This window comes from Gynuella sp. (assembly GCF_050297175.1).
In the GTDB taxonomy this organism is placed as follows: Bacteria; Pseudomonadota; Gammaproteobacteria; order Pseudomonadales; family Natronospirillaceae; genus Gynuella.
On the sequence record NZ_JBNKSF010000031.1, the window covers coordinates 25,201 to 47,812 of the forward strand.

The window sequence follows — 22,612 nt, forward strand, 5'->3', positions numbered from 1 at the left end:
AAATGTATTACCTGTTAGACTGAATCACAACGGAAGACATCTGGTCATTGGCGTAGGGCTGTAATGCCCAGAAGTGCGGAGTATCTGTTGTCAGAGTCCACGAGCTTCCCGAGAAATAGTTATTCTGATACATGGTCACGGTCCATCCCGAAGGAATTTTGACGGATGATGCCCAATCGTTAAATATGCCTTTGGCAGCGAGTTGTTGTTGCGTATAGCGACCGGGCATCAGTGCCTGACCACTACTGCCGCCATATTGAATATCCTGATAAAAGATCACCCCATCATTCTGATTGTTATCGCCATCACTGACAAAAATACGTTGGGCGAAATGATACAGGCCCGGTTTCCACACCGACCAGTCATGACCAGCACCCTCATGGAGTAAATAGTCATGTTGAACCCCATTTGCTGTCATGAAGTTGTGTATATCGGTGGCAATTGAAACCAGTCCATCGGCTGTGCCGCAGGATAACCAGAGCATTGGTAAGTTATCGGTATCTGATATGTCCGGAATGAGTGCGTCAGCGGATTTTGTATTGGGGGCGGCCGAGAATGCGCCCACCCAGGCAAAAGTGTTTGGATTCCCGAGACCGAAATTCAGCGACTGACCACCTCCCATAGACAACCCGGCGATAGCGCGTGACGTTCTGCCATGGTTTACCGGATAACGGGATTCAATAAACGGAATAAGATCATTCAACAGTTCGTATTCAAAGTTGGTGAACGATTCCACCACCTGCGGATCAAAAATGTCTCCGATGGGAATATCATCATCCATGGCACGACCGTTTGGCATTACAACAATCATGGGCTCCGCCTGATTGGCCGCATAGAGGTTGTCCATAATATTAAGAGGAGCGCCGTTATTGGACCATTCGTTGATATCCCCGCCGATACCATGCAGTAGATAAAGCACGTTATAGGTTTTATTCGGTGAATAATCAGGAGGCAGCAGCACTCGGGTATTCTTATGCGCACCAGCGACCGTCGAGTAATATTGTACGACCTGATAAGTTCCATGAGAAATGGAAGGATTGTAGTGGTCGTAACCCGCCGGTGGAGGGGAAATATCAGCCTTGGCCGGGATAGTTACCAAGCTTCCAAGGATGGAGGCAGTCATGAGAATTGCTTTGAATGATATTGTTTTCATTGTTGTTCCTTCATTGCAGTTAAGAGTACTACTTCTTGGACATCGGAACTCGAACGGCTTAATGAGTATCCGAAAAACACTTATATACGAAGACAAACGCGACTGAATGTTTTTGCCTGGATGAAAGCATGACTTCATATCAAACAGATTTAAGTTCTGGAATCGTGTTTTAGAATGTTATGGATAGGGCAAACAGGAGACTTGTGAAGCAGTTGTCAAAAATTATTGAAATAAAAATAGAGCTGCCGGGATACGATTCATTCTTTCGTAGGGGAGGTATCCCTTTTGCTTCTCACAAAAAGGCTGATTGAAGAAAGTTTGCATGAGGCTCAGGCCGCGTCTAGGGAGCCTCTGAAAAATGGCCTATTTTCGCGTAGGACGTTGTCAGTCCCAGCCTCACATCCTCATTTACGCCAGTAAATTTCGGTGTTGCGAGTGATGCTTCCTCGCCTGCATCAAAACTATTCTTATTTTTCAGAGGCCTCCTAGGGCCCTAGCGTTGGTAAATCACGGAACCGCGTCAAACGATGTTTCGCCGGGCAGCAATAACCAGACTTTACCATAATGCTTGAGTGCGCTGGCTTGCTGGTGAGCTTTCTCACCAATACCAAAATACACATCAATATGGCCAGCACCATTGATGGCGGCACCCTTGTCCTGCGCCAGTAGAAAGCGATATTCATGCCTGATCAGATTGCCATGGGAATCGAGTATGGGAATCAGACCTAATAATACAGAACCCAATGGAATCACCGCTGGGTCCACCGCAATGGAATGGCCGGCCGTTAATGGCACATTGGCTGCGCCAACCGGTGAGTCCTGGCCTTCGCTGAAAAACAGATAGCTGGGGTTTTGGGATAATACCTGGCGTTGACGCCCTGGATTTGCCAGCAACCAGTCTTTGATGGTGCGCGAAGAAATCAGTTCTTTAGCAATTTCTCCATCTTTAATTAAAATTTTCCCCAGGCTTTTGTAGGCGTAACCGTTTCCGCCTCCCCAGGACAGCAGCCGCCGGGAACCATCCTCAAACTCCACCACCCCGGATCCCTGAACCTGCAGAAAAAAGTTATCGATCAGACTGTCGCTGTAGGCAATTTCGAGTCCTAATCCATCCAGGGCTCCCTCGAAATCAATCGCCTGGCGATCCGGCAACGGGCGTTTGAATTCCGCTTCGGTCGGTTTGCGATACAAGGGGTATTTATAAGTCTCATCAGCCGTGCGGCGAACTTTCATGACTGGAACATAGTACCCGGTAAACTGAACATTGCCGCGTTTGTCGTCGCCCTGCAATTGATAGAGACTCAGGCCTGGGTCCTGTTGAGGGTTTTGCAGCCATTGACCCAGGCGTGCAACGCTGAGCTGCAACTGCTGTCGGGTCACCTCCAGGTTGCCAAGCACATAGTGATCATCAATGCTGGGGCGACTCAAAAACTTCTGCTGTAGTTGCAGACCCTGCAGCAGGTCCGCAGAAGATTGCGACCAGCTGGGCCATGGTGGACTAAGGCGATATAACTCCGACTGTCGGCGAACCTGGGTATCCCGGCCGTTGCCGGCAAAATCATTGGATGGATCTATTTCCCGAAAGCTGCAGCTCAGCAGCGTCATACTCAGGAAAATGACTAAAAAACGATGAATCAGATGCATAAATTTGAATGATCAGGGTGTTATTCGGTAAATGTGTAATCAGTTTCAAACCTCAACCGCGCGGTGGCGATTGCAGGCAACACCCCACAGTGAATGAAACCTAAGGGCTTGTAAAGGGAGGTTGTTCACGGTTTTGACCGATAGGTCATAATTGATAATGATAATCTATATCATTAAAATTCAATACCTCTCATATTCACTTCAAGATGTAAGGTTGTCGTATGAAGTACCCCCCGCTGGTGTTATCCGGCATATTGTTTTCTCTTCCCGTCCATGCTGAGGAGTTGCCTGACTTGCAGAATGCCGACGATAAACCGGCAGGATCGGTCACTGCCTTGACTCTGGATACGTTGACTGTGCGGGGGCGGGCCGAATCCCTGTACCGTGAAACCGATGCCACGCTGGCTACCCGTACTACCACATCAATTGACCAGACCCCTCAAGCCATACAGGTGTTGCCAGAAACTCTGATTGAAGATCAGGCGGCGCGGCAGATCACGGATCTTTACCGTTCTATCTCCGGTGTCAGCCAGTATTCCTATTCAGGAGTCACTTTTAGGGGATTTCGTCAGGATGAGATTTTATACGATGGCATGCGCGGTGATCCTTTTAACGGGTTTGCGATTCCGCAATTATTCAGTATCGAGCAGGTTCAGGTGCTCAAAGGTGCATCGGGCGCGCTGTATGGTGCCGGTGAGCCTGGCGGGGTCATAAATTACGTGACCAAAAAACCAACCTATAACTCACAACATCATTTAACCCTGACGACCGGCAATTATGGCTATCTGGCCGGCAGTGTAGAATCATCTGGCCCGATTACCCAAACCGGTAACCAGCGCTATCGTATTGGCTGGTACTCCGATGAGGAAGAACCGTTTCGTAATAACACCGAACAGCATAATCGTATCATTGATCTGGGATATGCCCTGGATCCCGGAACGGATACCACCATCACCCTGCAATATAACGATATTCATCAACGTTATGATGGAGCAAGGCTGCGTGGAATTCCTATTGATGATGGTGGTAACTTTCTGACAGATATCAATTGGAACGCCAATGAAGCGTCTGATTATCAGAAACTGAAGGCCAGGGTCTTTCAGACCCGCGCCGACCATTTGTTCAATGACTGGTTGTCGGCGAATATGACCATGCGTTATTACCAAAATACAGAGACCCAGAAATACCATGAACCGAATGGGCTGGCAGATGGTAACGGAGATGGCGTGGTGGACTTCAGTAAACGCCAGTATCGCGATCAGGTTCGCCATAACGAAGGTACCTCACTGGCATTGAATGCGATCGCCGAGCTGGGGACTCATACTCTGTTGGCCGGAACAGATTATTTTCATCTCGACAGCGATTTTATATATCAGCGTGCCAATGTTGACGGCATCAGTCTGAATGATCCGCAATACGGTGTGACACCTGTTGAGGACTACTCCTTAAAACAGGCTAAGGATGAAGAAAGTGAAACTGATCGAATCGGACTTTACCTGCAGGATCAATGGCGATTAAGCAGTGCCTGGGACGTGCTGGCCGGTGTCAGGGTGGATCACTATAAAGACCGGGTGGTCAATCATATGACTGATGTTTCTGAATCCTATGACAATACCGGTTATTCGTATCGATTGGGGTCAGCCTATCAGCTCAATTCGCATATACATCCTTATGCCGTATATGCCACGGGTTTTGTTCCTCAGGATGCAGCCGATCAACTTGAATCTGTCGGCGGGCCATTCGATCCAGAGGAAAGTCAGCAGTTTGAAATAGGGGTGAGAACGTACTGGCTTGAAAATGCCGTTAATCTTAACGTGGCGGTTTATGATATTACGCGAAAGAACATCCTTCAGCAGGATCCACAGAATGATGACCGATTAGTGGCCTATGGAGCAGTGCGCAGTCAGGGGATCGAGACAGATTTGATGGCAGATTTGACTGAGCGCTGGGTCATGAACTTAAGTTATGCTTATAACAATACCAATGTTGAAAAAGCCTATGATGGCATTCGCGATGTCACCGATGGAGAGTTCGCTAACTCGCCTCATCATCAGTTGGGTGTATGGACCCGCTATGACATCCCAGCTTGGCACTCAGCGATTTCTTTCGGGGCGGACTATGTTAGCCAGCAGATCAGTCGCGACGGTCAGACCATTCAGCCCTATACAATTTTCGATGCCTCCTGGCAGACTCGCTGGCGTGACTGGTTGTTTCAATTGAACGTGAAAAACCTGTTCGACAAAGAATATGCCAGTAGCGGCTTTATTGAACGAACCGGAGCATTTCCAGGTGAACCCAGAAGAATGTATTTGACTGCTCGCTATCACTTTTAAGGTTCAAGCATGAAACGGCTCACGATGGATGATCCGTTTCATGCCCTCCTGTTTTTTTTTGACTAAACTTAACGATTCGTTGCAATAGCTTGGAACTGCTCGATAACATCTGCAGAAATGCCCATTCGCCAATGTAAAATGGATCTTCAAAGTCATCATAGAGATAGTATTTATGACGGACTTTTCGGCGGTAAGCTGTTGACGAAATATTATCTATTTCGGCAAGATCCAGAACGTGTCTTTCCACTTTCGATTGAATGTATTCCGGGTCAAGTAACATCGTCGGGACGCCCGGATAGGCTTGTAAAAGTTTCGAACGGACCCTGTTCAGGATATCGGTGCTGGTTTGAACCTCAGCTTTGTTTTTTATCCATTCAAGCAATTCAAAGATATTAAAATAGACATGAGACTTCGGCGGAAATGTGTCAGGGTCATCACTGCGAAAGACTTTTCTGTGCTCATCCAGAACCCTGCTGAACAAACTGATAATATGTGCGATCTCATCGATGCAATCACTCGTTCCAGTCATTCCGTTCATTAATAACCGTTCGTGCATGTTATTGCGCGCTTTTATCCATAAATAGATGGCCGTCACGCGAGGGAGATTTCCCAATGGTGAGGGGATGAGATCAAGATTAAAGGTCATATTGGTCTGATTATCTTCATCGGTGCTGGGGTATCGACACCAACGATAAATAGAGTACCGGCAATAATGCTCCCAAATACCGAAAGTTAATAAATAGCTGCTGATGTTTGATCGATACCAGACTAAATATGAGTAAACAGAGGTTTGCGTGGGCTTTGAAATATTCGCGAGTATTTCAGACGTAATCATGGTTTGGTCGTGAGTCTGTGAGTTTTCAGACAGGATTTCCACTCTCTCTTTGATGTTGGTTGCTTTATCGCTTTTCTCAATACAGTCACGAGCACTAGCAATTAAATCCTTCAGCCATTCGGGGGTAGTGCTTGCCTGATTCATCAACGAAGTTTTGATCTCTTTGTCCTTTTGTTTAATCTCTGCACATTTGCTCCATGGAAATATTTCCAACAGCGCGATCCAATTAAGCAATAATGAGACGTATTGATGAGCTGCTTCAGCATAGCGGCCTTTTCTGCGGGAGTTATCGGCCGCAAGAAAGGTGAGTTTGAATGAGCGTTCAAGCATTTCACTTTCCGTTAACTTGGAAACCGGTTTGAGCTGCTGCCATTCGTCATCTTCTAAAAAGTTCTCAAAATTCGATAGTTTTCCCGGAAGTGTAAGAAGGTGCCGTACCGGTCCAGACCATACAATAAAAGCCTGTTGATAAATTTTTTCAGGGTGACTCTGGTTGAGTTGGAGTGCTTTATTCAGGCGTTCTTTCAGCTTCTGAGCAGTCAGAGAAAATATGGATTGCGCGTAAATGAATGCGGCGGGGCTGATATGATATTTCCTGAAATAATCATCCACATTCTGGCTGGATCGTTTCATCGAGAATTGGATGAGCCGAAGTACCGCCGTGGGGTTTACCTTGTCGATAATTTCCTGATAGTTACCGGCGAAATAATTGACTAATAAAGCCTTTGAATAAAGTGTAGGATCTTCGACAACCACTTTTATTTTTTCTAATTTATGAAACAGTTCGTGAGTCAGTGGTTTGCCGGATTTTAGGGCCAGAAACTCCTGAGCAAGCAGCGCATGCTGAAGGTTGTTATCAAGATGTTTATTAGGAATATGCGTTCCATTGTTGGCTTCAGTTTTTTGTATCTCGTAAAAGTTCTCCTGGCAGATGAGTTCGGCTTCCCGATATGCACTCATGGCGGCAGCACGGTTTTCACGAATTTCTTCCAGCAGACCTTTTTTTAACAATACCTGTGTCAATGTGTAGTGCGCCTCCAATGATGCCCCGCCGGATTGGCGCCACTGGTTACCCTCTATATTTCTGAGTAATTTTTTCAGTAGAAAAGTGGCATTGGCATAGTAGGAGAATGCCATGTCATAACTTTGTTCTGATGCATAAATATCACCCAATATCGACTGTAATTTAGCGCTCGAAAATGAACTTTTAGAACGGTCGTCCGGCTTCTGGTTTTCCACTTCCTGTATATAAAATGCCCGAACCGGTTCTGCTGAATCCAGCGCAAATTCAAAGCTGGAGGATTTCGCTCCGAGGCTTTTGGAAAGATAACTGAACTCAAGGTCTGTGGTAATGTAAAATCGATACGGAAAGAGATTGCTGGCCGTTCTGCGAATGATGGATTGAAAGGTTGAGTTGACCAGTTCATCTGCGACATAAGCCAGATTGGTCTCCGAGTGCACATCGATACCGGCGACGGTTCTATCCAGCATTGCCCGGGAAAATCCCTGGCTGTGAAATCGCACGACATCCAGAATACTGATAAAACTGGAGACGACGGATTTATCATGGGTTCTGGAAACCAGACGACCAATGTTGGTGCTGTACAACGAATATAGTTTGGCGCTTACGAACATTTTCCGTATATCCGAGGGCGTAAAAAACAGAAAAGGTGTGGATTTACTCTGATTGGCCGGCAACAGATTGATGCTGCGCCTGTGAGTCAGTTGGTCGTAATAGTCCTTATCGTTCCATTCAATATGATCCTGAACCATCATCGACATTCGCTTGATGTTGCCCCAGGAATGCAGAGTGATAAATTTGACAAACAGTTCGTAGAAAAACTGAACATCGAGTATTTCCACGTTATGGTTTGTCCTTGAACCTGATAAAGTTATCATGTGCTCGAAATTGGGGTTGTCGCCTGTTTCTTTCCCAGCCAATACCGAATTGATGTATTTTTTCACCATCGAATGAAATTCATGGAGCTTGTGATCGGAGCTATCTGTCAGCAGTGTGGGTACTTCAAATATTTCTTTGAAAACACCTTCATACAGTACGCTGGTGTAGCCGGATTCCGAGTAATAGGCATCCACCATTTCCCGGCCGGCAATAATGATAAAAATACAGTGGGTTCCGTTAAGCAGGGATTTCAATCCACCAAGCAATTCATCGACTTTGGCTTTACGGGTTTTCGAATTCTGGGTGCTTTGTTCCACCGGAGCAGGATTTATTTTATCCACTTCATCCAACACAACGATGTATTGATAGCTGGAATGCCGGTAAAACTTGGTCAGTTCCTGCTGTATTCTTCTGGCTGAAATTGGTTCCTGAGAATAGGATTTTTTCCACCTGACACCGATTTTGCCCGGTAAGCCGCCATCTGTGGTAAGACCCATTTCGATCATTCGTGCGTAACGGGTTAACTTAACCAGCTGAGTGATTTTTCCAAGCTGGGTGAAGTTGGGACCTCTGAGAATCATGATCCAGCAGAAACCCAGCAGACACAAAATACCGCTGATGATTGTCGTAAATTGCAGCAGATCATGTATTGCTGCTTCATTGTGGATAAACACTGTAATATCCGTGTTGCCGACAATTTGAAAGCCGTAAAAAATACTGATAACCCACATCAGTACCAGAAGGAGAACTCTTTTTGAGACTGCATGCAGCCATTCTCTTCTGGTTTTTACATGGGTGCTTTCAACCAAATCACACAGAATGTCACGAATGGATAAACCTGAATCCACGCCGAGATCTATGCGAATAAACAGTGGTTTGCGGGACAGTATTTTCCAGGGTTGATAGCGCTTTTTGATCTCTTCCAATACCTGGTTGACCAGGGAGGTTTTACCAACACCGCGATAACCTCCCACAAGAAAACAGCCGCCAATACCAAATGCATTTATAAGTGTTTCCCTGAGTTTTTTTCGTAACCTTCGCCTGCCAATAAACAGAGGTTTTTTATCGATCCGTTTTTGGATGGGAATAAAGACATATGGCACATTTTCTCTGCACATGAAAACCCCTGCGTGTTTTAAACCATGACGTACGGGATGTTCGCAGTCCCTCAGGTATGGTTTGAATCATGGATTTGCCGTTGATCGGAATAAATGGCACGCTGATGTTAATTTGTAAGCATCATCACCAAGGGTGTCTGATGTTGGTAGTCATACTTTAGTGCTATTTTTTCGATATCAAAGCCGTTACAAAGGTTTAACACCTTTTGAGTTAACAGACGTTGAAAAACACATCACGAGTATTCGGTATTGTCAGCATATCCGCGTTGAGACTGTTTTGGGGCAGATGCTGGATACTGCCGAGTTATAACGGAAACCGAAAAAGGCGTTACTGATCTTTTATGCAATCAACGCAACGACACCCGATAAGCACCACCAATTACCAGAAACTCTCGTTCGCCTTTCAGTATTCCTGGCAACAGTTCGGGGAAGAACAAAATTTTGGCAGAGGGCACCTCGGTGCGAAAAACATAGTCGCCAAAGCTTTCAGCATATTCACCACTATGACTGAAAGAATTGAGATTGTTGAGTAGCAATACATACTCTCGTTGCCCAGGCTGTGCTAGCACATCGTGATCCTGTAGCCGGTTGACGCCCCGGTATAAGTGCCAGTGTGATGTATCCGGAAAACGTCGTTGCAGTTCATACTGGCAAAAGCTGTATAACAGATCCAGCTGCGCCTCCAGCGCATTGGTGTTGTATAGTCCCTGGGCATATCCAGCCCGGTAAGCCTGATAATTATGTGAGTCATAATCATGCAGTGGTCCCAAATGATTACGTGGCAGCAGCCCGAAGCGTGATGTCACCCAGCTTTTCATGACCGCTCCTTCAACACCGCTGGCGTTGAACATCCAACCGCGTAACAGGCGCAGATAATTGGCTTTGCCTCGTTGGTAGCGTTTTTGGTCACCGGCGTAACCCGCTTCATCCAGATGGTCCAGCAAAAAACACGAGCGCATGTATTCCTTGAAATGTTCCACCCGATCATCCGGATCATCAATCGGCTGTAAGGAGTTAAACAGTTCCGAATAGAATTCCTGGACGCCATCAATGAACAGAGCCGTAGGATGTTGTTGAAATTCCAGGCTGCCAAGGATGGCCGCCGGCAGACTGCAACGGTTGATAGAGCGATACGCAAAAGAGGGTAGCAAATGTAGGTTTTGCTGATTGGAACTATTCATATTATTGTTGATCCAATATCGGCCAGAACCAATTTTGAACGGCCATAATAGCGCTTTCTTCAACCAATAACAGAAAAAACTACCATGACAGATCGTGAACAACGTTATCGAGGTTGCCTGTTGGGACTCGCTTGTGGGGATGCTGTTGGTACGACCCTTGAGTTTCGGGAACGGGGGAGTTTTGAACCACTGACCGACATGGTTGGAGGTGGTCCTTTTAACCTGAAGCCGGGACAGTGGACCGATGATACCTCTATGGCTTTATGTCTGGCACACTCGCTGCTGGAGTGTGAAGGCTTTGATGCCGATGACCAAATGCAGCGTTATTGTCGCTGGCGCAATGAAGGATACCTGAGCAGTAATGGTCGCTGTTTCGATATCGGCGTAACGGTTTCGGAGGCGATCAGCCAATACCTTAGAAGCGGTGACCCTTATGCTGGTTCAACCAATCCATTCACGGCTGGTAATGGTTCGTTAATGCGTCTTGCCCCGGTTGTCATGTATTTCAGCCCGGAACTGGAATTGGTGATCCGTTATGCTGGCGACAGCTCCAGAACCACCCATGGTGCTAAGGAGTGTGTGGATGCCTGTCGCTACTTTGCCACTCTGCTACATCAGTGTTTTGCTGGTGTAGATAAGGACAGTATTCTGCATTCCGGACTTTATCAGCCAGAAACCCGCAAAGTGGCTGCTATTGCCACCGCGGGTTATCGGCAGAAAAGCGTCGACCAGGTGCGAGGTACCGGTTACGTGGTAGACAGCCTTGAAGCGGCTCTGTGGTGCTTTGCCAGCACAGAGAGTTTTCAGGACGCAATACTGCAGGCCGCCAACCTTGGTGACGATGCCGATACCACGGCAGCCATTTGTGGCCAGATTGCCGGAGCCTTTTATGGCGTTGATGGCATACCATTGCACTGGCGCGAAAAGGTCATTATGCAAACCGAAATACTGGCACTGGCTGAGCGTCTCGGACAGAAAAAACTTTAATATCAAATGATAATCATTATTATTACGCTCCATTGATGGCATTCAGACCGATCAGTCTGATTTGGGATTCGCAATAGTAAAGGTTGTATGCATGTTAAAGGTTATTCTGATCAATCTGATTGGGTGCTTATTCGTTCTGGCAGGTTCATCACAGGCTGTCACTGTGGAAGATGCCAGAGGCTTGTTCACCATCGATAGCGTACCGCAACGAATCGTTGCACTGGAGTTTTCGTTTGTAGATGCCCTTGCTGTTGTCGGAGTCAGCCCTGTGGGCATCGCCGATGACAAAGACTCCACCCGGTTACTGCCAGCAGTACGGCAAATGATAGGCGACTATCATTCGGTAGGTACTCGTTCGCAACCCAGTCTTGAAGTGATTGCTTCCCTTAAACCAGACCTGATCATCGCCGATATCGGCCGCCATGAGGCGGTGTATGCACAATTGAGTCAAATTGCCCCGACCATCCTGTTACGTTCGCGCCGGGAAACCTATGCAGGCAACCTGCAAGCTGCTGCTGTCATTGGTGATCTCGTTGGCAAACACCAGCAGATGCAGGCCCGGCTGCAGTTGCACATGCAACGTATGAGCAAGTATGCCGCCCAGCTGCCGGCGGGCAGACAAGTACAGTTTGCCGTTGCCAGGGATGATGCGCTGTTCGTGCATACGACAGATTCCTATGCAGGAGGTGTTATTGCCGCGCTCGGTATGCAAACGCCGAAGACGGGCCGCACCGACCAGACCGCCTCCCGGCAGATTGGCCTTGAACAACTCGTCGCTATCAATCCGGAATATCTGCTGCTTGGCCCTTACGTTGAAAACAGCATCGATGTGCAGTGGCAACAGGAACCCCTGTGGCAGATTCTTCAGGCCGTGCGTCAGCATCATGTGTATAAGGTCAATGGCAACATCTGGGCCCGTTGTCGTGGCATTCTGGCGGCAGAGCATATGGCTCAGGATCTCATCAGGGTTATGGGGACAACGGCATCCTGATCAATCGGTTATAACGACTCTCACTCTTTTTTCTGTCTTATTAAGGAACCGAATATGTTGAAGCGCCTGTCTGCATTACTCGTCGTCGGCCTGATGTTCAGTGCAGTAATCGCGCCTGCCGTAACTGTTCATGATCAAAAGGGCGCTTTTACGCTGGATCAGCGGCCTGAACGTATCGTCGTGCTGGAGTTCTCGTTCGCTGATGCCCTGGCAGTGCTTGGCCTTCGCCCTGTCGGTATTGCCGACGATAAAAACCGTAAACGGTTGCTGCCAGCCGTCAGCGAAATTGTGGGTGATTACACCTCCGTCGGCACTCGGGCACAACCCAGTCTGGAAATGATTGCAGCATTGAAGCCGGACCTGATCATCGCCGATATTGAGCGCCATGAAAGCATCTATAATGAACTCAATAAAATCGCACCGACCCTGATTCTGACCTCCCGCAGCGAAACCTATGAGCAGAGCCTGCAGTCAGCAGCCATCATTGCCAGAGTGGTTGGTAAAGAAACGAAAATGCGAGACCGGCTTCAGCAGCACAGACAGATCATGCAGAACTATGCCCGGCAGCTGCCGGACGGAGCCCAGGTTCAGTTCGGTGTGGCGCGCGAAGATGCTTTATTTCTACACACTCCCTATTCCTACGCCGGAGGGGTTATTCAGGCTTTGGGAATGACAACACCCGGTTTTGGTCTGAAGGATCACTCTGCTTATCGTCAGGTCAGTCTCGAACAACTGGTGGCATTGAACCCGGAATACCTGATGATCGGTCCCTATGCCACCCACAGTCTGGACGTGCAGTGGCACAGTGAGCCACTGTGGCAATTGCTCACAGCAGTGCAGCAACAGCATGTTTACCATGTGAATGGCAATACCTGGTCGCGCTGTCGTGGAATACTCGCGGCAGAGGCGATCGCCCGCGATTTGGTCGCCATCATGTCGACCCGATAGTTTCTGCTTATGTGGTTAAAAACCGCTTTACTACTCATCGTACTGTTGCTGTTGGCATGGTGTTCGCTGTTCGCCTGGTCACCGGTTCATATATCCCCGGCACAGACGCTACTGGCATTGTTTCGGCCTCAGGCTGACAGCATCGTCCATGCAGTCGTGTTGGACCTACGTCTGCCGCGCATGCTCACTTCCATGCTGGTAGGGGCGTCACTGGCCGCCGCCGGTGTACTGATGCAGGGACTGACCCGTAATGCGCTGGCGTCACCGTCTATTCTGGGGATCAATGCGGGCGCCGCACTCGGAATGGCGCTGGTATCGACTGTTTCATCATTGATGGGGGTGATGCTTAGTTCAGTGGCTGCAGTTATTGGCGGTGGCATTGCCTGGATACTGGTTATGTTGCTCGGAGCAGCCTGGCGACCGGGTGCCGAACGCGGTCGGCTGGTGCTTGCCGGCGTAGCCGTATCGGCATTGTGTGCGGCATTGACCAAAGCCGCAGTGATCATGGCTGAAGATCAGGCTGCTGGCGTGATCACCTGGTTGGCCGGCAGTGTCGCCAATGCCCGTTGGTCAGTCCTTGCTTACCTTTGGCCAGCCGTTATACCTGCACTTTTCATCGCATTAATGCTAGCCCCAACGTTGAACCTATTGACTCTGGGGGATGACGGGGCCCGTAATCTCGGTGTTCATATTGGCTGGATCCGGCTATTGGTCGGCTGCGTGGTGCTGTTGCTGGTGGGTCCGACGGTTGCTGCAGTGGGCTCAATTGCGTTTGTCGGTTTATTGGTTCCACATATGGCACGCGGCTGGATGGGTGTAGACCATCGGCGGGTACTACCATTCAGTATGTTGCTGGGGGCTGCACTGGTACTGCTGGCGGATATTGTCAGCCGGGCCGTGGTATACCCGGTAGAGACCCCGGCCGGGGCGATACTGGCGCTGATTGGTGCACCGTTTTTTATCTACATGGTCAAAGTCCGTACATGAACAGCGCTGTTTTCCGATTGCTCACATTAGTGCTTCTGGTGCTGTTGATGATGTTGTTGAATCTGGTCCTGGGAGCCGTGGATTTATCCTGGAGTCAGCTTTGGAATGGGCTTCATAGTGATAGTGAGTACTTCTTTACGGTGCATGAATACCGGTTGCCGAGAATCTTTCTGGCGTTGGTGGCAGGTGCCATGCTGGCACTGGCTGGAACGCTTGTTCAGGGCGTGATCCGCAACCCTCTGGCGTCACCGGACATTCTGGGTGTCAGTCAGGGAGCCGGGTTGGCAGCAGTGATTATGATGACCCTTTGGCCGCAATTGTCGGTCATGTGGCTGCCCTGGGTAGCACTGAGTGGAGGCTTGTTGGCCGCTGGCCTGTTGTGGTTGATCTGTGGTCACAAAACACCACCGGTCAAATTTGCCATTACCGGCGTCGCGCTGTCGGCCTGTTGCGCCAGTGGCATCGACTTTCTGATGCTGACGCGACCGATGGAAATCAACAATGCGCTACTTTGGCTGACTGGCAGTTTGTGGGGCAGGGGCTGGTCGCAACTGGCGCAGGTGGCTCCCTGGCTGGTGCTACTGTTACCGGCCGTATGGCTGGCGCACCGGCTGAATTTGATCGGGTTAGGAGATGATAATGCGGTTGGTCTGGGGGTGAATGTTGCTCTGGTCCGGGCGATGGCACTGGCGATTGCTATTGGTCTCACCTCCGCGGTGGTGTCTGTTTGTGGTCCGATCAGCTTTCTGGGGTTGGTGGCACCACACCTGGCCCGACAACTGACCAGTGGCCGTCATCAGCAACTGATCCCGGCGGCCATTCTGACCGGAGCATTACTGCTGTTGGTCGCCGATCTTGCCGCGCGCACGATCGCTCCGCCGATCGAACTGCCGGCCGGCATTATGACGGCTATCCTCGGCGCTCCTTATTTTCTCTGGTTGTTATTTAAGGTGAAGTAATTCATGCAACTAAGTACTCAAAACCTGGTTGTGGGCTATGGTGCCGAAACTATTCTCAAAGGTGTCGACCTAACGATCCCTGATGGCAAAATTACGGCCCTGCTCGGTCCCAACGGCTGTGGCAAATCGACATTGCTGAAAACCATGGCGCGACTACTGCGGCCGCGTTCCGGTCAGGTACTGTGGCAGGGACAGAATCTACATCGTCAGCCATCGCGGCAGATTGCCCGCCAACTTGCCCTGCTGGCGCAAACCCAGCAGATACCGGAAAGTGTCAGCGTGGCAGAGCTGGTGGCTTATGGTCGCAGTCCCTATACCGGATTCTGGGGGCGGCTCGACCAGTCCGACCGTGAAACCATTACGCGCGTCATGGTTCAAACCGGTATTCAGGAACTGGCTGAACGCATGGTTAGCGACTTATCTGGTGGGCAGCGACAACGGGTCTGGCTGGCTATGACATTGGCCCAGGATACCCCGTATCTGCTATTGGACGAACCGACGACCTACATGGATCTCAATCATCAGATCGAATTGATGCAATTGCTGCGTCAGCTAAATCGTCAGGGACGGACCATCGTCACCGTACTGCACGACATTAACCAAGCCTGCCGCTACTGCGACCACCTGGTCATTATGGCCAACGGCGCGATCCGCGCTCAGGGGACACCCACTTCGGTCCTTACGGCTGAACTGCTGCAACAAGTGTTTTCGGTCAAGGCCCGGATTTATCCTGATCCCATCGCTGGTACACCTATGTGTGTTGTGGAATGACTTTTAAGGGACACCCACTGTATTCATAGGACACCCACTCTAGCTCTCCCTCCGTTCCCTGGACACTCACTCAAGCTAGATGAGTTTCCAATAAACATCGAGGACACCCACCTGATCAATCACTGACTTTTAAGGGACACCCACTTTATTCACCCTCTTTATTTATAGGACACCCACCTGATTAATCACTAACAAGGCACTGATATAACAATTGTAGGAGGCCGTGAGCCTTCGGTGCCGGAAAAAGCGTAAATGCGTGTCGTAAACAGGTAACTTTAGCTGTGTGTCTGTCTGCACAATCGGGCCATTCGCTATGGAGATGAATTGCATGACCCAGTCACCTGAAAATGCCCTGATCACACCTTACTACACTGCAGTCAGTACTAATATCTGGAGTAACGGCCGGCATGTGGTGCGTTGTGTCAGAGAGATCTACGAGACCTGGGATACTAAAACCTTTATCTTCATGGCTGAGCAGCCGGTCATGTTCTTTTTTAAGCCTGGCCAGTTTGTCACGCTGGAGTTGGAGATCGATGGTGTTCAGGTCATGCGTTCTTACACGATCTCAAGTTCTCCATCTGTGCCGTATAGTTTTTCTATTACGGTCAAGCGAGTAGCGAATGGGTATGTATCCAACTGGTTGCACGAGAACCTGCGCCAGGGCGATGTCATTGCCGTACACGGTCCGGTCGGTTTGTTTAACTGTATCGATAACCCGGCAGACAAAGTGTTGTTGTTATCAGGTGGGGTGGGAATTACGCCGTTGATGTCAATGGCACGTTGGTATTTTGATACCAATAGTGAAGTGGATATTGCGTTTGTACACAGTGCCCGAACACCCAGAGATATTATTTATCAGCGCGAACTTGAGCACATGTCTTCCAGAGTGCCGCATTTTGCTTTGCATATGATCTGTGAGCGCCAGGAGATTGGACAGGTCTGGCATGGTTATCGTGGTTATCTGGATCTGGCCAAACTGGAGCTGATGGTACCGGACTACCAGCAAAGGGAAATCTTCTGTTGTGGTCCGACTGCATATATGGCGGCAGTTAAGAAACTGCTGAAAGATCAGGGTTACGACATGACTCGTTATCACGAGGAGTCGTTCGGTGCCACTCCCAGTGACGTCAAACAGGATGCTCTGGAACAGGCTGAGATTGCGTCAGAAGAGGCCGATGCAATTAATCAGGAAGATTTGCTTCAAGTGCAATTCACTGCAACTGGCAAGAGTGTACAGGTTGCACCGGGGGAGACTGTCCACAACGCTGCGGCTAAACTGGGGATGCATATTCCCAAAGGTTGTGGTGTAGGTATTTGTGGGACCTGTAAGGTGCTCAAAACAACCGGTGAAGTGACCATGGAACATAACGGCGGTATAACCGATGAAGATGTCGAAGCTGGGTATATTCTGTCCTGCTGCAGTGTCCCTAAAACGGATGTTGCCATCGAGTACTAGCCGTATATTTGTAGCTGAACAACCATAGGTGTATGAGATGTGCTGGGCATCAAAAGCGCAGTTTGTCGATCATAACCGAATTGCCGCAGAGGAGGATGCGGACTACTCACAGCACAAAGGAAAAACAGCAACAACCTGCCAAACCCAAACCCAAACCCAAACCCAAACCCAAACCCAAACCCAAACCCAAACCCAAACCAATGGATGGTCTGAGCCTAATCCTTTCTTGCTTCGGCATGCCGTACTACTCAATTCAAACTAGTTGCCACTGAATACGAAGAAAAAGCCTGCACAAGATGCGGGAAGCATTTTGTCTGACGATACCTGCCAGGCTTTGTTTCTTGGATATCATTCTTTAGTTGGAAATAATAAGCAGTTCGCTACTCTTATGTGAGCTGCGTTCATTTTGTCAGCGGTGCATGGAATCATGCCTGGGCGACGATAGTGCCGTGTCGTGTGTAACGTTGGCGGTTTTGAGTGGCTCTCAAACGAGAACGTTAGCGGTTGCGAAAACGTCACTGGCGGTCTTTACTGAACTTTGCCGTTTTGGCGGTCATCGCGACAAAAACACTATAGCGTTTGGCTGCATTGTTATGCTGGCAGACGATACCTGCTGTTACCTGAAACATTGGTACCCGATAATGCTCTGGCTGTGCGGCGTAAAGCAATTTGTTGGTCCCTATTGAGGTGCTCGGTTTTGTTGCGGCTTGTGGTTTGCAAGGATGAGTAAAGCCATTTTCCGGTCAATTGATGTTTTCCATGCCGTTGAAATAGACCCGCATTTTGTCACATCTGATCATGATATGGATCTGTTAAATAATGTTGGTGGGGAAGCCTGTGTACAGCGAAAGTCTGGGAAAAATTAGTTTGTCGGTCACAAGTGATCGATTTGCGCAGACTTTAACGCAGCGTTTTTAATACCGGTGACGAACGCGTACATGCTATGAACATTCCGGTTTGCGAACAGAACACTGGTCCAGAGTGAGGGAATTCTGATGACTCAGAAGTTGGTGCGACTTGTCAGATTATTTTTTACAGCAGAACAGCAAATTATCCTCGATGCACTTATGCGTCTGGATATTGATGTCATCCAGAGTGATCGTCCGATAGCCGATACCATACCCAATCTAATTGTTGAAGATCAGCAGGGGCGATTGCCAGATATTCATGCTCTTGATGATCATTATTTATTTCATATTGCATTTTGTCAGTCCCGACGGCAAATACCTGGTGCCACTACTATCGAACAACCAACGGATCCAATTATCCTGGCCAATTCCATTCGTCAGTGGCTGCACGACAGTGGTTATGAATCCAGCCTGCAGTCTCCGATTCCCGGGCTGTCGTTGATTGGTCAGTCAGAGGCATTTCTGCAGCTGGTCCAATTCATTCATCAGATGGCTGAATACGATGCGCCGGTATTGTTAAAAGGCAAAACCGGTACTGGCAAAGAAGTGGCTGCCAGGGCTATACATTATTTGAGCTCCAGGCAAAGTAAGCCATTTATTGCCGTCAATTGCGGCGCATACAATGATGATCTGTTTATTGCCGAGTTGTTTGGCCATGAGCGCGGAGCATTTACCGATGCCAAACAAAAGCATCTGGGATTGGTAGAGCAGGCCCAGGGTGGTACATTATTTCTCGATGAAGTTGATAGCCTGAGCTTAAAGTCACAAGTATCATTATTGCGGTTCATGCAGGATCGTGAGTTCAGGCCCTTAGGTTCAGAGAAAGTTCGTCAGGCTGATGTGCGGTTGATTGCTGCCAGCAACCGGCCTTTGGAAGAGTGGGTGCAGCAGGGACGTTTTCGTGATGATTTACTGTTTCGTCTGGATATTCTAGGATTAAATTTACCCACCTTAAGCGAACGCGCAGAGGATATTCCATTGTTGGCGGAATATTTTATGAACCAATTCAGTCGGCAATATCAAAAGCCAGAAAAATACCTTCATGCGGATACTATCTCCTGGATGATTGATTATGACTGGCCAGGTAATATTCGCGAATTGGAAAACTATATACATCGAGTATTCCTGTTGAGTCCCACCGAAGAAATCCGCGTAACTCGGCCCAAAGGCGAACCTGAATTTTCGGTTTCGAAATACATGAAACATGAGTCAGGTAACTGTCCTAAACCGAATGAAAAATCAGCATCAAAGCCAAATGGGGTTGAAACATTACAATTGTTCAGCACGGCAAAAAATCAGGCGGTAGAGTTGTTTGAGCGTAATTATATTGACCAGGCATTACGGGTGGCTGGCGGAAACATCGCCAAAGCCGCCAGAATGGCTGGAAAAGAAAGACGTACATTTGGCCGTTTGGTAAAAAAGTACGGTATAGATAGCAATAATTATCATAGATAATTTCTTATTTGTTCATTGTGTCTTGGGAACCATTCAAAGTAATCAGAGTCTGTTTTTGTTTTTTGAAATTATGGGTGATTCCCCGTGTTATAAAAATTACATCTGCGTGCAACGCGCTGAGAATGATCAATCTCTACTGTATTTGTTTTTAAAAATGTAAATCATATACCTCATCATTTTGAGTAGTCGCGTCCATATTCATCTACAGAAAAATCGGTTTGAATGCCAGGCTGCACAGCCAGTTTCAGGTATAAACAACGGGTTCCCTTATGCAGAATCGATTGGTCTATGGCCAATTGGTCAGGTTTGTTCACATGGAGTACCTTGCACTTAAACCATGTCGTATTTTTGCACCATGCGGCAGGAAGAATGGCTTAAATTAAACCTGCTCTCAAAGATCACATGGTTATCAAACGAGTATTGAAAGAAGCCTGGACGATGAGCTGAGTAATGGTAATATGATGCTCGCCCACTTTTTTCGACAGGCATATTGAAGTGGATGAATAACATGTAACAGCTGTATATGAAGCTGTAGCTGTATTGTTGGATGAAGCTTGTGGCGCATTTGATTTTGTACCCCGCCAACAGAATTTACTATTCCCGCTGAGCTGGTAATAGCTTAAAAACACCGAAGGAAGAGGGCAAGCTGTGAACGTCAGTATTGCCCCTGTGACTTGTAACCTTTTCCGGTAGGCATATTGCCCATGAAAACTAAAACCTCCAGATCACCCTCTCCGCATGCCCACACCGTTGCAATAGTGGATGCTTATTCATCCGGTATCGATATTGCCCCTGCGTTTCAACAGGCCGGTTGTCAGTGTGTTCATATTCAGAGCCGGAATAATCTGCCAGAGAAGCTATTACATTCTTACCGGCCTGATTGTTTTGTCGAGCAATTAACTTACAGTAATACGCCCGGGTTCTGGCATCATCTTGAAGAACTGTCGATTACCGCAGTGGTAACCGGTTGTGAAACCGGTACGATGCTTACGGATCTGCTGGCGATGAAACTGACGTTACCCGGTAATGATTTTGCCAGCAGCCAGGTACGGCGAAACAAGCTGGCTATGCAGATGCAACTGAAGCTTGCCGGCCTGAAACACATTCCATCAACGTGTGTCAGCAGTATTGCAGAGATTGAGCAATATGGACCGGAGTTGTTGGAATACTCCGGTCGGGTGGTATTAAAACCTGTTGAAAGCTCAGGTACTGACGGCGTGTCCGTATGTGCCGATATGAATCAACTGCGACATGCCTTTAATATGTTGTTTGGTGCAGATAATCAATTGAATCTGCCTAATTCGGAAGTGCTGCTGCAACCATATATCGTTGGTGAAGAATATGTGGTGGATACCGTCAGTATGCATGGTCGTCACCGGTTATGTGCTATCTGGAAAATGGGCAAAGGTCAGCACAATGGTGGCTCGGCTGTCTGCGAGTTTACCGAACTGATCAGTTTGCCGGACGCGCAGTTAGCAGAGTTGCAGAACTACGTTTTTAAATGCCTGGATGTTCTTGGAATTCACTATGGTGCTGGCCATAGTGAATTGTTTCTAACGGCTCGAGGTTGGGTATTGATTGAAACCGGTGCCCGTATTCATGGTGCCGGTTTTCCGGTTTTGTCCAGGGATGCGCTGGCACAGACTCAGATTGATGCACTGGTGCAGTGTTATCTGGATCCGGATTTATTTATGGCGGCATTGAGCCGGCCTTATCGGCCATTAAAAGCACTGAAAATCAAAGAGCTGATCGCGTATCAAAGCGGTAACCTGAAAGCCGTAAGAGCGGTTTCGGATATTCGCGCGCGAGAAACTTTTCTGGCTTGTCAGCTACCGGAACAAGGCACCAGAATCTCCATCACTCGTGACGTATTCACATCTCCTGGCTGGGTTGCTCTGTGCCACGATGACCCTGAAGAAGTGGAGAATGATTACCAGTGGCTAACCCAATTAGAACAGCGGGGAATGTTTGATTTTGTCCCATGATTCAGAAAACCGTATGCAAGGATCCGGCTACATACTGGCCTATGCGTTTATCGGCGCAATCATCGATGTGGTGCTCTCTCACCTGCTGCAGAACCTTCCGGTATTCGTACTGCTATTCTGGACGTTTTTAGGTACCTGGAGTGGATTTGTCCTGATAACGCTGCTGTTCCGACCAGTGCGTTGGTCGCACACTCAGCCCCACTTACCATTAATTTTTCTGATCAATATTGTCACGGCTGGAGCCTGGGCGGGATTATTTATCGGCCTGAAATGGATAGAGCCGTCGTTAATGGTTGCCATCATATTTGGTTTATCGCCGGTGATGGGGGCTGCTTACGAATATTATCAGGGCAGGCCGATCAGTGGTCATTATCGAACCGTTATCGTGGGATTGACTCTGACAGCCGGCTTACTGTTATATTTGGCTGTAGACCACAAACGTTACAATCCGTTCTCATCCGTCTGGCTGTTCAGCTTTTGTTTGTTGCTGCTCTGTGGTCTGACAGCCATGAGTCTGTCTGCGTATACCTATTTGTCCCGCCATTTACACCAGCAGGACTTCTCCGCCGTTCAGGTACAGGCGTTGCGTTTTCCTCTGTTGTTGATATGTGTGGCGCTTGCTCTGCCACAGGATCACCGTCAGTACCTGTTCTCTGATCACTTTTGGTCATATCTTGCGGTGATTGTATTGCTCGGAAACATACTGCCGTTATGGTTACTACAGAAAGGGATTCAGCGTGCACCGGCCCTGTACGTGACCATCATCATCAATGTATCTCCGTTGTTGACCATGATCTTTGAGCTGTTTGATCCAGCACTCCAATACTATCATGGCAAATTACTGGCTATTTTACTGTTGTGTGGTCTGCTCATGCTCAGTAATGAAAAGCTGTTTTTAAGGATCAGGCAGACTTTGAAACAGGTTTGAGGTGATGTCGCCGAAATACCTCGCATTGTTGACTGAAGTCCAAAAAAGAGCCCGATCAAAATGCGTCGGGCGA

General features: G+C 48.3%; 17 protein-coding genes. 11 read left to right on the forward strand and 6 right to left on the reverse strand.

The window, feature by feature from the left end; translation table 11 throughout:
- Positions 1 to 7 precede the first annotated feature (7 nt).
- Together ACQY6I_RS12070 and mltA are read right to left on the reverse strand one after the other, a co-directional pair.
- Entirely contained in the window at positions 8 to 1,153 is a 1,146-nt protein-coding gene (locus ACQY6I_RS12070) for an alpha/beta hydrolase (protein WP_428241736.1), read from the reverse strand.
- Between the two features lie 507 nt (positions 1,154 to 1,660).
- On the reverse strand, positions 1,661 to 2,797 hold the full coding sequence (gene mltA / locus ACQY6I_RS12075; protein WP_428241737.1) for a murein transglycosylase A: 1,137 nt from the start codon (positions 2,795 to 2,797) through the stop codon (positions 1,661 to 1,663).
- Positions 2,798 to 3,018: 221 nt separating this feature from the next.
- Between mltA and ACQY6I_RS12080 the strand changes: the two genes are divergently transcribed.
- Positions 3,019 to 5,130 (forward strand): TonB-dependent siderophore receptor, encoded by a 2,112-nt coding sequence (locus ACQY6I_RS12080; protein WP_428241738.1) that lies wholly within the window; start codon positions 3,019 to 3,021, stop codon positions 5,128 to 5,130.
- A 19-nt stretch (positions 5,131 to 5,149) separates the two neighbouring features.
- Here ACQY6I_RS12080 and ACQY6I_RS12085 read toward each other — a convergent pair whose 3' ends face one another.
- Both ACQY6I_RS12085 and ACQY6I_RS12090 read right to left on the reverse strand, forming a co-directional pair.
- A complete protein-coding gene (locus ACQY6I_RS12085; protein WP_428241739.1) occupies positions 5,150 to 8,983 on the reverse strand; it encodes a hypothetical protein in 3,834 nt (1,277 codons plus the stop codon).
- A 347-nt stretch (positions 8,984 to 9,330) separates the two neighbouring features.
- On the reverse strand, positions 9,331 to 10,164 hold the full coding sequence (locus tag ACQY6I_RS12090) for an NAD(+)--dinitrogen-reductase ADP-D-ribosyltransferase (protein WP_428241740.1): 834 nt from the start codon (positions 10,162 to 10,164) through the stop codon (positions 9,331 to 9,333).
- Between the two features lie 84 nt (positions 10,165 to 10,248).
- Between ACQY6I_RS12090 and ACQY6I_RS12095 the strand changes: the two genes are divergently transcribed.
- The 7 genes from ACQY6I_RS12095 (at position 10,249) to ACQY6I_RS12125 (ending at position 17,263) form a co-directional block, all read left to right on the forward strand.
- On the forward strand, positions 10,249 to 11,151 hold the full coding sequence (locus ACQY6I_RS12095; RefSeq protein ID WP_428241741.1) for an ADP-ribosylglycohydrolase family protein: 903 nt from the start codon (positions 10,249 to 10,251) through the stop codon (positions 11,149 to 11,151).
- A 91-nt stretch (positions 11,152 to 11,242) separates the two neighbouring features.
- Positions 11,243 to 12,142, forward strand: coding sequence for a Fe(3+) dicitrate ABC transporter substrate-binding protein (locus tag ACQY6I_RS12100; RefSeq protein WP_428241742.1), 900 nt, complete (start codon positions 11,243 to 11,245; stop codon positions 12,140 to 12,142).
- Positions 12,143 to 12,196: 54 nt separating this feature from the next.
- Positions 12,197 to 13,090: a Fe(3+) dicitrate ABC transporter substrate-binding protein gene (locus ACQY6I_RS12105; RefSeq protein ID WP_428241743.1), complete on the forward strand. Its 894-nt coding sequence runs from the start codon at positions 12,197 to 12,199 to the stop codon at positions 13,088 to 13,090.
- Between the two features lie 9 nt (positions 13,091 to 13,099).
- Positions 13,100 to 14,077, forward strand: coding sequence for an iron chelate uptake ABC transporter family permease subunit (locus ACQY6I_RS12110; RefSeq protein ID WP_428241744.1), 978 nt, complete (start codon positions 13,100 to 13,102; stop codon positions 14,075 to 14,077).
- Positions 14,074 to 15,036, forward strand: a complete 963-nt coding sequence (gene fecD / locus ACQY6I_RS12115; protein ID WP_428241745.1) for a Fe(3+) dicitrate ABC transporter permease subunit FecD — start codon at positions 14,074 to 14,076, stop codon at positions 15,034 to 15,036. Before ACQY6I_RS12110 ends, fecD begins: the two co-directional genes overlap by 4 nt.
- Before the next feature lie 3 nt (positions 15,037 to 15,039).
- Positions 15,040 to 15,807, forward strand: a complete 768-nt coding sequence (fecE, locus tag ACQY6I_RS12120; protein WP_428241746.1) for a Fe(3+) dicitrate ABC transporter ATP-binding protein FecE — start codon at positions 15,040 to 15,042, stop codon at positions 15,805 to 15,807.
- 328 nt (positions 15,808 to 16,135) lie between these two features.
- A complete protein-coding gene (locus tag ACQY6I_RS12125) occupies positions 16,136 to 17,263 on the forward strand; it encodes an FAD-binding oxidoreductase (RefSeq protein ID WP_428241747.1) in 1,128 nt (375 codons plus the stop codon).
- A gap of 515 nt (positions 17,264 to 17,778) precedes the next feature.
- Here ACQY6I_RS12125 and ACQY6I_RS12130 read toward each other — a convergent pair.
- Positions 17,779 to 17,931, reverse strand: coding sequence for a hypothetical protein (locus ACQY6I_RS12130; RefSeq protein ID WP_428241748.1), 153 nt, complete (start codon positions 17,929 to 17,931; stop codon positions 17,779 to 17,781).
- 327 nt (positions 17,932 to 18,258) lie between these two features.
- Here ACQY6I_RS12130 and ACQY6I_RS12135 point away from each other — a divergent pair, with 327 nt between their 5' ends.
- The gene (locus ACQY6I_RS12135) at positions 18,259 to 19,626 is read left to right on the forward strand and encodes a sigma-54 interaction domain-containing protein (protein WP_428241749.1); all 1,368 of its coding nucleotides are present in this window, start codon (positions 18,259 to 18,261) and stop codon (positions 19,624 to 19,626) included.
- Positions 19,627 to 19,799: 173 nt separating this feature from the next.
- On the opposite strand, the gene ACQY6I_RS12140 is transcribed toward ACQY6I_RS12135, so the two are convergent.
- Positions 19,800 to 19,940 carry a hypothetical protein gene (locus ACQY6I_RS12140; RefSeq protein WP_428241750.1) on the reverse strand — a complete coding sequence of 47 codons (141 nt, stop codon included), beginning with the start codon at positions 19,938 to 19,940 and terminating at the stop codon, positions 19,800 to 19,802.
- A 390-nt stretch (positions 19,941 to 20,330) separates the two neighbouring features.
- Here ACQY6I_RS12140 and ACQY6I_RS12145 point away from each other — a divergent pair, with 390 nt between their 5' ends.
- Entirely contained in the window at positions 20,331 to 21,611 is a 1,281-nt protein-coding gene (locus ACQY6I_RS12145) for an ATP-grasp domain-containing protein (protein WP_428241751.1), read from the forward strand.
- Positions 21,601 to 22,539 carry an EamA family transporter gene (locus tag ACQY6I_RS12150; protein WP_428241752.1) on the forward strand — a complete coding sequence of 313 codons (939 nt, stop codon included), beginning with the start codon at positions 21,601 to 21,603 and terminating at the stop codon, positions 22,537 to 22,539. The genes ACQY6I_RS12145 and ACQY6I_RS12150 overlap by 11 nt, the downstream gene beginning before the upstream one ends.
- Positions 22,540 to 22,612: the final 73 nt, after the last annotated feature.